The organism is Mitsuaria sp. WAJ17 (assembly GCF_014174515.1).
In the GTDB taxonomy this organism is placed as follows: Bacteria; Pseudomonadota; Gammaproteobacteria; order Burkholderiales; family Burkholderiaceae_C; genus Roseateles_B.
On the sequence record NZ_JACJUG010000050.1, the window covers coordinates 1 to 15,219 of the forward strand.

At 67.3% G+C, this 15,219-nt stretch carries 14 protein-coding genes and 2 riboswitches; of the genes, 11 read left to right on the plus strand and 3 right to left on the minus strand.

The genetic code is table 11. The features are described from left to right. Positions 1 to 250: 250 nt before the first annotated feature. Positions 251 to 1,120 carry a DUF2785 domain-containing protein gene (locus tag H5407_RS22540; RefSeq protein WP_183106748.1) on the minus strand — a complete coding sequence of 290 codons (870 nt, stop codon included), beginning with the start codon at positions 1,118 to 1,120 and terminating at the stop codon, positions 251 to 253. Between the two features lie 182 nt (positions 1,121 to 1,302). Further along, positions 1,303 to 1,406: riboswitch (glycine riboswitch) on the plus strand. A gap of 1 nt (position 1,407) precedes the next feature. Continuing rightward, positions 1,408 to 1,526: riboswitch (glycine riboswitch) on the plus strand. Between the two features lie 87 nt (positions 1,527 to 1,613). Here H5407_RS22540 and H5407_RS22545 point away from each other — a divergent pair. From H5407_RS22545 to H5407_RS22575, 7 genes are all read left to right on the plus strand, one after another. After that, positions 1,614 to 2,912: a D-amino acid dehydrogenase gene (locus H5407_RS22545; RefSeq protein WP_183106749.1), complete on the plus strand. Its 1,299-nt coding sequence runs from the start codon at positions 1,614 to 1,616 to the stop codon at positions 2,910 to 2,912. A gap of 102 nt (positions 2,913 to 3,014) precedes the next feature. Further along, positions 3,015 to 5,114, plus strand: a complete 2,100-nt coding sequence (gene fusA / locus H5407_RS22550) for an elongation factor G (protein ID WP_183106750.1) — start codon at positions 3,015 to 3,017, stop codon at positions 5,112 to 5,114. Between the two features lie 46 nt (positions 5,115 to 5,160). Further along, positions 5,161 to 5,748 carry a hypothetical protein gene (locus tag H5407_RS22555; RefSeq protein ID WP_183106751.1) on the plus strand — a complete coding sequence of 196 codons (588 nt, stop codon included), beginning with the start codon at positions 5,161 to 5,163 and terminating at the stop codon, positions 5,746 to 5,748. Positions 5,749 to 6,388: 640 nt separating this feature from the next. Continuing rightward, positions 6,389 to 6,580 (plus strand): hypothetical protein, encoded by a 192-nt coding sequence (locus H5407_RS22560; protein ID WP_183106761.1) that lies wholly within the window; start codon positions 6,389 to 6,391, stop codon positions 6,578 to 6,580. A gap of 48 nt (positions 6,581 to 6,628) precedes the next feature. Then, positions 6,629 to 6,874 (plus strand): hypothetical protein, encoded by a 246-nt coding sequence (locus H5407_RS22565; RefSeq protein WP_183106752.1) that lies wholly within the window; start codon positions 6,629 to 6,631, stop codon positions 6,872 to 6,874. Between the two features lie 102 nt (positions 6,875 to 6,976). Further along, positions 6,977 to 7,831 (plus strand): HDOD domain-containing protein, encoded by an 855-nt coding sequence (locus tag H5407_RS22570; protein ID WP_183106753.1) that lies wholly within the window; start codon positions 6,977 to 6,979, stop codon positions 7,829 to 7,831. A 71-nt stretch (positions 7,832 to 7,902) separates the two neighbouring features. Continuing rightward, the gene (locus H5407_RS22575; protein WP_183106754.1) at positions 7,903 to 8,520 is read left to right on the plus strand and encodes a methyltransferase domain-containing protein; all 618 of its coding nucleotides are present in this window, start codon (positions 7,903 to 7,905) and stop codon (positions 8,518 to 8,520) included. A 22-nt stretch (positions 8,521 to 8,542) separates the two neighbouring features. Here the strand turns inward: H5407_RS22575 and H5407_RS22580 are convergent, their stop codons facing one another. Then, entirely contained in the window at positions 8,543 to 9,025 is a 483-nt protein-coding gene (locus H5407_RS22580) for an Lrp/AsnC family transcriptional regulator (protein ID WP_183106755.1), read from the minus strand. A gap of 122 nt (positions 9,026 to 9,147) precedes the next feature. On the opposite strand from H5407_RS22580, the gene hppD reads away from it, so the two are divergent. Next, on the plus strand, positions 9,148 to 10,272 hold the full coding sequence (gene hppD, locus H5407_RS22585; RefSeq protein ID WP_183106756.1) for a 4-hydroxyphenylpyruvate dioxygenase: 1,125 nt from the start codon (positions 9,148 to 9,150) through the stop codon (positions 10,270 to 10,272). Positions 10,273 to 10,482: 210 nt separating this feature from the next. On the opposite strand, the gene H5407_RS22590 is transcribed toward hppD, so the two are convergent. After that, positions 10,483 to 11,415 carry an alpha/beta fold hydrolase gene (locus H5407_RS22590; RefSeq protein ID WP_183106757.1) on the minus strand — a complete coding sequence of 311 codons (933 nt, stop codon included), beginning with the start codon at positions 11,413 to 11,415 and terminating at the stop codon, positions 10,483 to 10,485. An 82-nt stretch (positions 11,416 to 11,497) separates the two neighbouring features. Between H5407_RS22590 and H5407_RS22595 the strand changes: the two genes are divergently transcribed. From H5407_RS22595 to H5407_RS22605, 3 genes are read left to right on the plus strand one after another with little or no spacing between them, the layout of a single operon-like run. Continuing rightward, complete coding sequence (locus tag H5407_RS22595; protein WP_255501402.1) at positions 11,498 to 12,217, plus strand: FFLEELY motif protein; 720 nt, start codon at positions 11,498 to 11,500, stop codon at positions 12,215 to 12,217. A gap of 59 nt (positions 12,218 to 12,276) precedes the next feature. Continuing rightward, positions 12,277 to 13,998, plus strand: coding sequence for a long-chain-fatty-acid--CoA ligase (locus H5407_RS22600; protein WP_183106758.1), 1,722 nt, complete (start codon positions 12,277 to 12,279; stop codon positions 13,996 to 13,998). Between the two features lie 42 nt (positions 13,999 to 14,040). Next, positions 14,041 to 14,985 (plus strand): MBL fold metallo-hydrolase, encoded by a 945-nt coding sequence (locus H5407_RS22605; RefSeq protein ID WP_183106759.1) that lies wholly within the window; start codon positions 14,041 to 14,043, stop codon positions 14,983 to 14,985. Positions 14,986 to 15,219: the final 234 nt, after the last annotated feature.

Consider the following 15,219-nt stretch of genomic DNA (forward strand, 5'->3'; position numbering starts at 1 on the left):
GGCGTGGGCGTTGGCGCGGGCGTGGGCGTGGGCGCGGGCGCGGGCGTGGGCGTGGGCGTGGGCGTCGGGCTGGCGTTGGAGTCAGCGCCTCCGCCGCCGCAGGCCACCAGGGCTGCCACCATCAGGGCTCCCGAGCATCGATGCCAAGCCGCCATGCGCCACCTCCTGTCATAGGCATGGAGGCAGTCTAGGAGCTTGGCGGCGCCCTCGTTGTAAGAAGCTGTGGCGGGCGCCGGGGCGTCCGGTGGCATCAGTCCAGCGAGGCCAGGGCCTGGCGCACGGCGGGCAGTGCGCGCTCGCGCAGGCCGGCATCAGGCTGCTCCTGCAAGCCGACGTAAAGCGGCCACAGGAACTGGCGGGCGTTGTGCACCTGGCGCAGGCGGCGCTCGTCCCACGTGCTGCCGCGCGCGGGCAACAGCACTGCCTGCAGCCAGGCCTGCACCTGCGCGCCGGACCAGGCACTGCGACCCAGGGCACAGCGCGCGGCCCGCGCCAGGCGTTCGCCCTCGCCATGCTGGTAGGCCACCTGCCCCTGCGCCAGCACCTGAGCACCTAGCGAAGCCAGTGCAAGGGCCGCGCCCTCCGGGTCCATCGCCGGGTTCAGGGCCAGCTGCATCAGCAGGTCGGCACCGTGGGCCACGCCGTGGCGCCAGCCTTCGCGATCGTCATGCGCCCGGTAGTCCCGCCACTGCCGCAGCCAGGCCGCGGCCGCCCCCAGCAGAGCATCGCGCTCGGGTGGCTGCAGATAGGGCTGGACGCGGTCGACCCGCGCGACCTCGGACAGCGCCAGCGCCGCAAAGGGCGCATGGAAACCCGCTTCATCGGGCGGGGCCTTCAGCACCGCCAGCCAGCGGTCGCTCAGCAGGCGCAAGGTCTGAGGCGTGAGCCGGCCTGCGCGCATCCAGGCGGAGAGCAACTCAAAGCCCAGCTCGTCACGCAGCGCTGGATCGGGCGAGGACAGGCAGTCGGCCAGCGCGAAGGCCACGCGCTGGAACTGCGCCGGCGGCAGCGCGGCGTCCTGCCCCCAGGCGCGCAACTGCGCCGCCTGCTGAACCTGGCCGTTCCAGACCGGCGGGCAGTCCGCGGCGGCCTGGCCCGCGAAAGCCATCACCAAGCTCATGCAGGCCCAAGTCCTGCCGAGCAGCCAGCCTTGCGCAACAAGTCCCATGCGGACCTCCTTGTCGCGCATCTTGGGCGTGCCCCAGGGCCCGCGCCATGGGAATTGCCCGCCGTGCACAAAGCCATGGGCACGGCCTCGGATCGGGCCCGCTTGTCGCCACGGGCCCCGGCCACGTACACTGCACCCCGGATTCAGGAGAGTGCAGTCCCCATGCCTTGCGCACGCGGGCCTGCCGCCGAAGGCGCAAGCTCCCATACTCGCTCAGGCCCCGTACTGGATCCGCCGTCAAGCCGAATGCTGGAGAGTGAAGCCAGGCCCCGAGCCCGGCTTCCGCCGAAGGAGCAAGGCCGCAGATCCAAATGTCCTGCGGCTGAATCTCTCAGGTACCGAGGACAGCGGGAGCGGCGCGCACAGGCGCACGCTCTCTTTGGCATTCCCCCGCCCGAGTCACGCACGCCTGCGCGTTCAACCCTCAGTTCATCGAGAGTTCCGCATGCATGTCATCGTTCTGGGCGCCGGCGTCACCGGCGTCAGCACCGCCTGGTATCTGCGCCGCGCAGGCCATGAAGTCACCGTCATCGACCGCCAGCCCGCCGCCGGGCTGGAAACCAGCTTCGCCAATGGCGGGCAGATCTCCGTCTCCCATGCCGAGCCCTGGGCCAATCCCGGTGCACCGTTGAAGGTGCTCAAGTGGCTCATGAAGGAGGACGCGCCCCTGCTCTTTCGCCTGCGCGCCGACTGGGCCCAGTGGCGATGGGGTCTGCAGTTCCTGCGCGAGTGCGCGCCGGGCCGCACGGCGCACAACATCCGCAACATCGTCAAGCTGGGCCTCTACAGCCGTGAGCAACTGCGCGAGCTGCGCGGCCAATTGGGCCTGCAATACGACCAGCGAACCCAGGGCATCCTGCACTTCTACACCAGCAACGCCGAGTACGAGGCCGCGCAGGAACCGGCCCGCATCATGCGCGAGCAGGGTTGCGAGCTGGACATGAAGACGCCCGACGAATGCGTCGCCATCGAGCCCGCGCTGGCGCAATGCCGGCACAAGATCGTCGGCGGGTCGATGACGCCCAGCGATGAATCCGGTGACGCCCACCGCTTCACGCAGGCCCTGGCCTCGCGCTGCGTAGAAGCCGGCGTCCGCTTCGTCTGCGACACCCGCATCCTGGGCCTGGAGGGCAGCCGCGAGTCCGGCGTCAGCCGCGTGATCTGCGCCGATGCCAACGGCGTGGTGCAGCGCCTTGCCGCCGACCGCTTCGTGCTGTGCATGGGCAACTTCAGCCGCGGCTTGGCGCGCGAGCTGGGCATCCGCCTCAACATCTATCCGGCCAAGGGCTACTCTGTGACGCTGCCAGTGATCTCGCCAGAGCACAGCTACCAGGTGTCGCTCACGGACGACGAGTACAAGCTCGTCTTCTCGCGCCTGGGCGATCGCCTGCGCATCGCCGGCACGGCCGAGCTCAATGGCTACAGCACCGAGCTGAACCTGACCCGCTGCGAGGCCATCGTGCGCCGTACGCGCGAGCTCTTCCCCGCCATGACCGACGGCCGTGGCGCACAGTTCTGGACCGGCCTGCGGCCGGCCACGCCCTCCAACCTGCCCTATATCGGCGCCAGCCATGTGCCCAACGTCTACCTGAACACCGGACACGGCACCCTGGGCTGGACGCATGCCTGCGGCTCGGCGGCAGCCATCGCCGACATCGTCAGCGGCCGGCGCCCCGTCCTGGACTACGCCTTCACCGCGGCCACCCAGGAACGCATGGAGGAAGGCCACTGGCGCTACGCCTGAACGACGTCAGGTCTTGCGTGCCCCCTCTTGTGCGGGGCCATGCCTTGCCCTAGGCTCAGGTCACGGCATTTGCGCATCGGTCCCGACCTCAAGGAGCACGCCATGGCCTCCAGCCCATTGTCCGCAGGGGGCGCTGCCTCCGGCCTGTCCGGCAGCGCGCAGGATTCCCGCCTGCAAAGCCTGCGCACCCTGGCCCTGGTCGGCCCCGCGGGCAGCGGCAAGACCACCTTGTGCGAGGCCCTGCTGCTGCAGGCCGGCGCGATCACGCAGGCGGGTTCCGTCGAGAAGGGCAACACCGTCTCCGACCACGAAGCCCTGGAGCGCCGCATGCAGCACTCGCTGCAGACGAGCGCCGTCCACCTCGACTGGCAGGGCCTGCGCCTGCATGTGCTGGACACCCCCGGCGCACCGGACTTCATCGGCCAGGCGCTGCCTGCGTTGGAAGCGGTGGAAAGCGCCGTGCTGGTGCTCAATGCCCAGGCCGGTCTGGAGCTGATGGCCACGCGGCTGATGGAGGTGGCGGCCCAGCGCGAGCGTACGCGGCTCATCGTGATCAACAAGATCGATGCGCCCGAGCTCGATCTGCCGGGCCTGCTGGCCCTGCTGCAGGAGCGCCTGGGCAAGGAATGCCTGCCACTGAACCTGCCGGCGGGCGGCGCAACGCGGGTCTCGGACTGCTTCTTCCAGCGCGAGGGCGACAGCGACTTCGGCTCCGTGCCCGAGGCCCACCGCGCCCTGGTGGAACAGGTGGTGGAGGTCGATGGCGACTTCGTCGAGCGCTACCTCAACGAGGGCGATGTGCCCGCCAGCGAGCTGCACGCGCCGCTGGAGCAGGCCCTGCGCGAAGGTCACCTCATCCCGGTGTGCTTCACCGCCGCGAAGTCCGGCGTGGGCGTGCCCGAACTGCTGGACGCCATCGCCCGCCTGCTGCCCCACCCTGGTGAGGCCAACCCGCCGCAGTTCCTGGAGGGAGAAGGCGCCAATGCCAAACCCCTGAAGCCGCTGCCCGACGCCGACCGCCACGTGCTGGCCCACGTCTTCAAGATCCAGGCCGACCCTTACCTCGGCAAGCTGGCCCTGCTGCGGGTCCACCAGGGCACCTTGAAACGCAACGCCCAGCTCTACGTGGGCCATGCACGCAAGCCGGTGCGAGTCAGTCATCTCTTCATGCTGCGCGGCAAGGAGCATGTGGAGGTCGAGCAGGCGCTGCCGGGCGATCTCTGCGCGCTGGCCAAGATCGACGAGCTGCACTACGACGCCGTCCTGCACGACGCCCCCGAGGACGAGCACCTGCATCTGGCCCCGCTGCAGTTCCCCGAGCCCGTGCACGGGCTGGCCATCAACCCGGCCCGGCATGGCGATGAGCAGCGCCTGTGGGACCAGCTGCGCCGCCTGGTCGATGAGGACCCCTGCCTGCGACTGGAACACGCGACCCAGACCAATGAGACCCTGGTCTACGGCCTCGGCGAGTTGCACCTGCGCGTGCTGCTGGAACGCCTGCGCGAGACCTACAAGGGCGAGGTGCAGACGCACCCGCCGCGCGTGGCCTACCGCGAGACCATCTCCGCACCCTCCGAGGGCCATCACCGCCACAAGAAGCAGAGCGGCGGCGCCGGGCAGTTCGGCGAGGTCTGGCTGCGCATTGAGCCCCTGGAACGCGGCGCAGGATTCGAGTTCCGCGACGAGGTCAAGGGCGGCACCATCCCTGGCGTCTTCATGCCAGCCGTCGAGAAGGGTGTGCGCCAGGCCCTGGCCCAGGGCGTGATCGCCGGATTCCCGCTGGTGGATCTGCGGGTGGTGGTCTTCGATGGCAAGCACCACTCGGTGGACTCCAAGGAAATCGCCTTCGTGACCGCCGGGCGCAAGGCCCTGATGGCCGCAGTGCTGGAGGCCCGCCCGCAGGTGTTGGAGCCTATCGTGCAGGTGGAGATTCTGGCGCCCGCCGCCGCCATGGGTGACATCACCGGCGACCTGGCCTCCCGGCGTGGGCAGGTGCTGGGCACGGACAACCCGGTGCCGGGCAGCATCAGCATCCAGGGCCTGGCACCGCTGGCCGAGCTCAGCAGCTACCAGACGCGGCTCAATGCCCTGACCAGCGGCCAGGGCCGCTACACAATCAGCCTCTCACACTACGAACTGGTGCCGCCCAACACACAGGCACAGCTGGTGGCCGCCCACAAGCCCCGCGACGAGGAAGAATGAGGGCGCCCCTGCCGGGTCCGAGTGAACAAGGCTTTATCATTGCGGCATGTGTTCCGCTGCCCGGGACGTCGCTCAGGTCCGCCTGGACAACGCGATGATCCTGTTTGAAGAGTTCGTCGCTTCCACCATCAAGCACCCCGATGCCGCCGCTTTGCGCGGCCTGGAGCGGCGTTTCGCGGAGCGTTTGCAGATCCAGCCCAGCTATTGGAGCCAGATCAAGAGCCGCTCCCGCCAGATTGGCGAGCGCCTGGCACGGCAGTTCGAGCAGCTGTGCCACAAGCCCCCGGGCTGGATGGACCTGGAACATGGCCAGCCCCCCGCACCGGCAGGTGAAACGGAACCCACCCTGCCCCGCGATGACGACGAGCGCTTCATCATCGGCCTGGTGCTGACCTACTACCGCCGCCATCCCCAGCGCGCCCGCACGCGCCTCCTGGACCTGCTGGGCGAGGTGCTGACGCCGGAGAGCCCAGCGCCCGCCCCGGTGGTGCATCCTGCCTCCGGCACTGGGTCGCGCGGCTTGGCCGCCAGGCCGCCCGCCGCGCCCGCTTCGGCGGCGTCGCACGCCAGCGACCTGGACGACTGGCGCCGCCTCCAGCAGGGCATTGCCCCGCTCAAGCCCAAGAAGCGTTAATCAGGGACAGCGCATCCGCAGCCCGCCGGCGGCTGCCGCCCGGCCCATCCCGGCGCCAGCTCCGGCGCCCCATCCTGCTCCACAAGGCCCATGCCCAGGCACGTTCTTCGCCTGGCGCGCTGGCCGCACGCACCGCGCGAGCCTCGCACGGCGCGCTGGTTTGCTTTGCATCAGAGATAAAAAGCACTTGCGCAAGATAATCAATCGTTTATCATTTGCGCAAGTCGCGGACGGGTTCACCGCGATGAATTCCTCACCACCGCGCGTCATCTCGCCCCTGCAGTGCCTGGATGACGCCTCGCCGGTGAGCACCCGCAACCTCACCTGACCCTGGTCATCAGGGCCTTGCGAGCCGTGCGTCGCTGCCGAACCCGGGCCGACGCCAGCCCCCCGCAAGACCCGCGGACGCGCCTTGCGTCCCGATGTGCCAGCGCCTGCCTGCGGCCTGCCGTCTTGCGTGGCTTCGAACCACTGCCTGCGCATGCGTCCCGCCGCCGCGCCCTGACTTGAGACCGGTCTCGTGCCGGGCCAGCCTGCGGGTGGATTCGTCCACCGGCCCGGCTCCGCCTGTGCGCCGTCCGTTCAACCCTTTATTGCCTGCGCCTACCCGATGAACCCTGGTGGCGCCAAGGAGAGCGACATGTCCCAGTTCACCGCGCCTCGCCCGAAGCTGATGCTGCAGGGCCGAAAACCGCGCAATCCCCTGGTGGCGCCGGCCCTGCTGCGGCAGGCCGGCCGCCACCAGGCCCAACGCGCCGCCGAACGCCAGCGCGCCAAGCAAGACCTGGCCCTGGAAATCCGCCGCCTGCGCCCAGACGAGCGCAGTCCGTGAATCGCCAGCCTCGCCGCCTTCCGGCGCGAGGCCCGAGGGAGCACCAACATGCAAAAGATCATCAAGACGACACGCTACGGCATCGTCAGCAGCAGCAGCGACTTTCTGGCTGCACTGTCCCTGCGCCTGGTGCGCTGGCTCAGCGCACCGCCTGCACAGGACAGCCGCGATGAAACGGCCGTCGAATCCACCGGCGAGCGCATCCCGCGCCGCCGCGCCGGAGATCCCATCGGCAGCGTCCGTTTCGACGGCGAACGCCTCGGCGGCTGGCCGGGTGAAGGGAAGATCCGATGAGACGATTTTTCCTCACTTTGCTGCTGGCCGTCGCGAGCATGGCGCTCAAGTTGGGCTCGGCATTGCCGATACTCGACAAAAGCGCCTACGCTATGGCCTGCGATGAGCACCCCGCCGACCCAGCCCTTCACCCCACTGAGCAAGCCCTTCCTGGACTTGAATCGCTGGACTGCGTTTTTCCGGGAGGCGGAGATCCCTGTCTTGGCATCGACAGCCGAGCAGCTCGAGCTCTGGCGTGCTAATGAGGACGCCGTCGATGCCAACAGCATCGGCGAGGGCCTGGCCACCGATCCGCTCATGACGCTCAAGGTGCTGCGCTTCGCCTCGGCCCATCGGTCCAGCCGCCTGCTGGCCGATGCCGAGACGGTGACGGCGGCCCTGGTGCTGATGGGCATCACGCCCTTCTTCAAGTTCTTCGGCGCCCAACCCACCGTCGAGGACCGCCTCGCCCACCTGCCGGCAGCCTATGGCGGCCTGATGCGAGTGATGCGGCGCGCCGACCGCGCGGCGCGATTCGCCCTGGGCTTCGCGGCCCACCGCCTGGACCCGGACGCCGCCATCATCCACAGCGCGGCCCTGCTGCACGACTTCGCCGAGATGCTGTTGTGGTGCCACGCCCCGGACCTCGCCCAGAAGATCCAGTGGCGCCTGGCCTCGCAGCCCGGCACACGCAGCGTGACGGCGCAGAAGGAGGTACTGAACATCGAGCTGGGCGACCTGGAGCAGAGCCTCATGCGGGCCTGGCGTCTGCCTGAGCTGCTGGCTCACTGTACCGACGACAAGCGCGGGCATGACCCCCAAGTGCAATGCGTGCGCCTGGCGGTGCGCCTCGCGCGGCACACCGCGGACAGCTGGGAGAACCCCGCAGTTCCCGATGACCTCCGCGAGATCGGCGAACTGCTGACGCTGGGCCCGACCCACACTCTTAAGCTGCTGCATGAACTGGACGTCCGCTGACGTCTGTGCCCCGTCTACCCGTTTCCCATGCCCCCTCACCCGCGGGCCTGCCGCCACCTATGATGCGGCCCATGGCCGGCCCCACACAAGATTTCTGGCAGCAGCGGTTCGAGCAAGGGCAGACGCCCTGGGACCGTGGCGCACCTCACCCCCAATTGCAGGCCTGGCTGGATGCCGGCGTCCTGCGTGCCGGCGATCACGTGCTGGTGCCGGGATGCGGCAAGGGGCACGAACTGCAGGCGCTGGCTCGGCACGGGCTGATCGCACGCGGCCTGGACTATGCCCCCGCTGCCGTCGCCCATGCCCGCCAGGGCCTGCTGGCAGCCGGTTTGCGCGCCGAGGTCGAGGAGGCCGACGTGCTGCAATGGCAGCCACCTGCGGGCGCCCAGCCGGAGGTGGTCTACGAACAGACCTGCTTGTGCGCCCTGCACCCCGACCACTGGCAGACCTATGCAGCCCAGTTGGCCCGCTGGCTGCCGCCTGGCGGCCTGCTGCTGGCACTGTTCATGCAGGCTCGCCGTGAGTCCGCTGCGCAAGGCCTGGTCGAGGGCCCGCCCTATCACTGCGACATCAACGCCATGCGCGCCGTCTTCCCCGCAACACTGTGGGAATGGCCGGCGCCGCCTTACGCCGCCGTGGCACATGCGCAGGGCTGGCAGGAACTGGCCCTGGTGCTGCGACGCCGCTGAAGACAGCCGGCCCAAGCCCGACTCACAACGGCAGGGCCGTCGTGTTCTTGAGGCGATCCAGCACGAAGCTGGTCTTGCAGTCCTGCACACTGGGATGCTTGAGCAGGGTCTCAGTGATGAAGCGCGAGTAGTGCGCCATGTCTTCCACCAGCACGCGCAGAAGGTAGTCCATGTCACCCGTCAACGCCGAGCATTCGACGACCTCTGGCCAAGTCTGCACGGCGGCGCGGAAGAGGTCCATGGGGTTGCGCTTGTGCGACTCGGTGTGCTTTTCCAGCCGCACATTGATGTAGGCGGTGAGGCCCAGACCCACGGACTCCGGATTTACCAGGGCCACGTAGGCGGAGATGACGCCGATCTCCTCCAGCCGCCGCACCCGCCTCAGCACGGCCGAGGCCGAGAGGTTGACCTGCGAGGCCAGCGCATCGTAGGTCACGCGGCCATCGACCTGCAGCGCCCTCAAAATGCGCCGGTCGATCGCATCGAGCTGACTTTCCTTGTCCATATACAGATTCTTGCAGCTTTCTTGCATACCCATGGGAAGGGACTCGCAAGATCGCATGAATCCTGCGGCCTCATCCTCGTACAGTTTTGCGCTATCGCAAAACTTTCCGCCTGGAGACGTGTATGGCCTTTACTCCTTGGGACAACCCCATGGGCACTGACGGTTTCGAGTTCATTGAGTTCGCCGCCCCTGATCCCACCGCCCTGGGCCAGCTCTTCGAGACCATGGGCTTCAAGGCCGTGGCCAAGCACCGCCAGAAGAACGTCACCCTGTACCGCCAGGGCGATGTGAACTTCATCATCAATGCCGAGACGGACGCCTTCGCCCAGCGCTTCGCCCGCCTGCACGGCCCCTCGATCTGCGCCATTGCCTTCCGCGTCAAGGATGCCGCCTTTGCCTACCAGCGAGCACTGGAACTGGGCGCCTGGGGCTTCGACAACAAGACCGGCCCGATGGAGCTCAATATCCCGGCCATCAAGGGCATCGGCGATTCGCTGATCTACCTGGTTGACCGCTGGCAGGGCAAGGATGGCGCCCAGCCCGGCGCCATCGGCAACATCAGCATCTACGACGTGGATTTCGTGCCCCTGCTGGACGCCAACGGCCAGCCCGTGGACTCCAACCCCGAGGGCCATGGCCTGACCTACATCGACCACCTGACGCACAACGTCTTCCGTGGCCGCATGAAGGAATGGGCGGACTTCTACGAGCGCCTGTTCAATTTCCGCGAAGTGCGCTACTTCGACATCGAGGGCAAGCTGACCGGGCTGAAGTCCAAGGCCATGACCAGCCCTTGCGGCAAGATCCGCATTCCCATCAATGAGAGCAGCGACGACAAGAGCCAGATCGCCGAGTACCTGGACCTCTATCACGGCGAAGGCATCCAGCACGTGGCCCTGGGCACCAACCAGATCTACAAGTCGGTCGAGAGCATGAAGTCCACCGGTGTCGAGTTCCAGGACACCATCGAGACCTATTACGACCTGGTCAACAAGCGCCTGCCCGCCCACGGCGAGGACATGGCCGAGCTGAAGCGTCTGCGCATCCTGATCGATGGCGCCACCCACCAGGGCGCGCCCAACGAACTGCTGCTGCAGATCTTCACCAAGGAAGTGATCGGCCCCATCTTCTTCGAGATCATCCAGCGCAAGGGCAACGAAGGTTTCGGCGAAGGCAACTTCCAGGCCCTGTTCGAGAGCATCGAACTCGACCAGATCCGCCGCGGCGTCTTGAAGGCTGAGGCCTGAGCGAGGACTGTCCCTGCGGACAGGCCGCCCCAGGCCGAAGGACTGCGCGCATGCAAGCGCGCAGGCTGGGAGAGGCCTGAGCGAGGACTGTCCCTGCGGACAGGCCGCCCCAGGCCGGGAGAGGCCTGAGCGCATGCAGACGCCTGGTCAGAACGTCTGAAAACCGTGGCCCGGCATGATCCGGGCCATGCCGTTTCTGGCGGCAGCGCCTCAGTCCGCCGTCAAGCGCCGCAGCACCGCGTCCAGCACCATCGGCTCGAACACCAGTTGAAGATGCCCGCTTGCCGGCACCACCAGAGTCTGCGCCTCGGGCAGCACGGCCAGCACCGACGGACAGACCACCTGATCGCAGCAGCTGTAGACGCAGGTGAAGCGCCGCCACCAGTCGGCCGATTCGCTCTCCGCCAGAGTCTGGAGCCAGCTTGAGCGCGCCCGCATCTGCCGGGCATTGGGCGCGCCGGAAAGCTGGGCCATCAGCGTACCAGCATGCGGGGTGCCAAGCGTGATCACGTGGTGCACACGTCCGGGCGCGGCCCCCACCGCCCGCCGCCAGGCGCGCAGGGCCAGTCCGCCCATGCTGTGGGCCACCACGACCGGCGGCAGGCCCGTCACCTCCTCCAAGCGCCGGATGGCCAACTCGATCTGCTCGGCATAAGCATCAATGCTGGCAAATGGCGGCTCGAGACTCAGCGAGACATGGGGGAGTCCTTGCGCATCCAGACGCCTCTCCCAGTGCTGCCACAAGCCTCGATTGCAGCGAAAGCCATGCAGCAGCAACACGCCGCGGCAGCCCGCATGGCTGGCGTCGCAGCGGTCAGGGCTGCGTTTTTCGCCAAATGGCTGCTGCCAAGAGAAGACCTTCTCGTAGGCCCACCATTCCCGCCCTGCGGCACGCAGGCACTGCGCCACCGAGGGCTGCGGCTGGCCCTCGGGCCGCGGCAGCCGCCTCAGCAGCAGAAAGACCGGCAGCACCAGCAGCGTCCAGCCGAACACACCCGTCCATGCCATCAGCAGGCCCCCCGGCGGCCCCCAGTGCTGCCCCCCCCAAGCGCCCAGCAGCAGGCCCAGCAGCAACCGCACGGCCAGCATCAGCTGTTGTTGTCTCGCATTGCTCATCGTCAAGCGGCCCTTCCTGCGCTTCATTCGAGTCTCCGCACTAGCGAAGCGGGGTCAGTGTAGGCGGACAATTCCGCCCAGGCCCTGACCCACCCACCTGGCATCGCCCTTGGAATCCCGCATCCTCCAGCACTTGCAGATGGTCGAGCAGGAGCGCCAGCGCCGGCTGGCTGATCCTGCCCTGAACGCCTGCGTCCAGGCACTCAAGCTGTTCCAGCAGCAGCGCTTTGCTCGCACCTATGCGGACCTCCTGGCGTCCCCCCGCTACGGGGCGGCGGCGCGCTTCTTCCTCGAAGAGCTCTACGGTCCCGGTGATTTCTCCAGCCGCGATGCCCAGTTCGCCCGGGTGGTGCCCGCCCTGGTCCGGCTCTTCCCTGAGCAAGTGGTGCAAACGGTATCTCACCTGGCCGAACTGCATGCGCTGTCCGAGCGGCTCGATGGTGAGATGGCCAGCGAGTTGCTCGGGGCCCCCTTGACGGCGCTGCGATATGTGCAGGCCTGGCAGGTGGTCGGACAGCCCGAGCGGCGCCAGGAGCAGATCGAGCTCACGCTGGCTGTGGGGGCCTCGCTGGACCAACTGACCCGAAAGCCCCTGCTGCGCCAGGCCTTGCGCATGATGCGCGGCCCTGCATCGGCGGCCGGCCTGGCCGAACTGCAGCACTTCCTGGAGCAAGGCTTCGACACCTTCAAGGCCATGCGCGGAGCCGGGGACTTCCTGTGCACCGTGCGCGAGCGAGAGCTGGCACTGGCCTCCGCCCTGTTCAGCGCGCTGGTCCCGCCCGGGACAGACTGTCTCCCACGCGACGGAGGGCTAGGGCAACTCCCGTAGGCGCTGCGCGGCGGGCCACTCACCATGCGTCGAAGCCCCAGCAAGGAGAGTCGCCCACCATGAGTGCCGTGCTCGAGTCCCCCGGCAAGCAGCCGACGTCCAGGGACAAGCCCTGGCTGAAGTCCTATCCCCGCGAAGTGCCGGCCGAGGTGGCGGTAGACACCTACGGCTCCCTCGTCGAGTTGCTGGAGGAAGCCTTCAGGACCTACGCCGACCGCGACGCCGCGGTGTGCATGGATCAGCGACTGAGCTACCGGCAGCTCGACGAGATGTCCCGCGCGCTGGCCGCCTACCTGCAGGGCCTGGGCCTGCCCAAGGGCACGCGCGTGGCCATCATGATGCCCAATGTGCTGCAGTACATGGTGGCCATTGCCGGCATCCTGCGGGCCGGCTGCGTCGTCGTGAACGTGAATCCGCTGTACACGCCACGCGAGCTGGCGCACCAGCTCAAGGACAGCGGCGCCGAAGCCATCATCGTGCTGGAGAACTTCGCGGCCACGCTGGAGGAGGTGATCAATGAATCACCGGTGCGGCACGTGGTGCTCGCCTCACTGGGCGACCTGCTCGGATGGTGGCGCGGCCCCTTGGTGAACTTCGCCGTGCGGCATCTGAAGAAGATGGTGAAGGAGTTCCGGCTGCCCTTGGGCGAGGGGCGCTCCGTGCGCCGCTTCAATGCCGTCATCAGCCAGGGCCGCAGCCGGACGCTGCAGCCCGTGACAGTGACGGCCGATGACGTGGCCTTCCTCCAGTACACAGGGGGCACGACCGGGGTGTCCAAAGGCGCCACACTGCAGCACCGGCAGGTGCTGGCCAACATCCTGCAGAGCGAAGCCTGGTTTCGGCCCATGCTCCAGCGTGTGGGCGGCAAGCAGCTGACCGTGGTCTGCGCCCTTCCCCTGTATCACATCTTCGCCCTGACGGCCTGCTACATGCTGGGGGCACGGCAAGGCATGCTCAACCTGCTGATCACCAATCCACGGGACATCCCCGGCTTCATTCGCACCCTGCAGCAGTACCGGGTGCATATGTTCCCTGCTGTCAACACACTGTTCAATGCTCTGGCGAACGAGCCGGCCTTTGCGCGCCTGGACTTTTCGGAGCTGGTGATCTCCAACGGCGGCGGCATGGCGGTGCAGCAAGCCACTGCCGAAAAGTGGCTGCGCATCACCGGCTGTCCGGTGGTGGAGGGCTACGGCCTGTCCGAGACGTCGCCGGTCGCCACGGTGAACCGCCTGGATGTACGAGCGTTCAATGGCTCCATCGGCCTACCCATTCCCAGCACGGAGATCGCCATCCGTGACGACGAGGGACGTGACGTCCCGCTGGGCGAACGCGGCGAGATCTGCATTCGCGGCCCGCAGGTCATGGCTGGCTACTGGAACCGCCCCGACGAAACGGCACAGGTGTTCTGGCCAGACGGCTTCTTCAAAAGCGGAGACATCGGCGTCATGGACGAGCAAGGCTATGTGCGTATCGTCGATCGCAAGAAAGACATGATCCTGGTGTCGGGATTCAATGTGTACCCGACAGAGATCGAGCAGGTGGTCAGCTTGCACCCGGGTGTCCTGGAATGCGCAGCGATTGGCGTGCCTGATGCCAAGTCTGGCGAAGCGGTGAAACTCTTCGTGGTGAAGCGCGACCCGGCCCTGGCTGAAGAGGATCTGGCGCAATATTGCCATGCACAGATGACCGCGTATAAGCGGCCCAAGTACATCGAATTCAGGGATGAGCTGCCCAAGAGCAATGTCGGAAAGATCCTCAGGCGCGAACTGCGCGGCTGAACAGGCGCCCGAAGGCACCTTGCGCGGCATGAGTGGCACTTCATGAAGCTGCCCCCGCATATCGACTTCATTGAACGTGGCTGGCTCTCGGCCAATATGGTGCTGCTGGGTGGAGACCTGCGCGGGCCGTTGGTGGTGGATACCGGCTATGTCAGCCATGCGCCGCAGACCCTGGCTTTAGTCGCGCAGCATCTGCAGCAGCAGGGCCACCGCGCGCCCCGCGCCTTGCTGAACACGCATCTGCATTCCGACCACTGTGGGGGCAATGGCGCGCTGCAGTCGCGCTATCACACGCCGGTCTGGATGCCACCGGCCGAATTCGAGGCGGCAGAAGCCTGGCACGAGTCGCTGCTGAGCTTTGTGGACACTGGCCAACGCTGCGACCGCTTTGTGCCCAATGAACGCTTGCGGCCGGGGTCGTGGTTCGAACAGGGCAACTGCCGGTGGGAGGTCCATGGTGCCCCGGGCCACGACCCCGCATCCATCATTCTTTTTGAGCCACGCCTGGGTCTGCTCATCTCAGCGGATGCGCTCTGGGAAAAGGGCTTTGGCATCGTCTTTCCGGAGCTGGCAGCCCGCCCGGCACTGGGTGCCGCCTTTGATGAAGTGGAGCAGACCCTGGATTTCATCCAAGCGCTGAATCCAGCAATGGTCCTGCCAGGTCACGGCCCACTCTTCACGGATACCGCAGCCGCATTGAGGGAAGCTCGCAGCCGTCTGGACTACTTCCGGTCGGAACCCATACGTCATGCCCGGCATGGCGGCAAGGCGCTGTTGATGTACCACCTGCTGGAATGGCGCGAGCGCCCGTGGGACGCCGTCGAAGCCTGGTTGGAAGCCACACCTGTACAGCAGCGCCTTCGCGCGCTGGCTGGGGCTCCTGACTCACAAACCTGGGCCCAACAGCTGGTGGACGGCTTGTCCAAGGCCGGTCAGGTGCTCGTTGAGGGTCCCCTGGTGCGCCTGCGGGCGGAGGGAGAACGATGAGACGATGAGCGTGGCCATCGCTGAGCACAAGCGGCCCAGCTTTCGACCCAATCCAGGGCATTTCCCGATCTAGCGCCCTGCCCGCTGTAGATTGGCTCCAGCAACGTAGAGGTGATTTCTGGAATCCCAAAAGCAAAACCCCCGATCCTTGCGGGACCGGGGGTTTGGCGGGATATTAGCCTGACGATGACCTACTTTCACACGGGAATCCGCACTATCATCGGCGCTGACTCG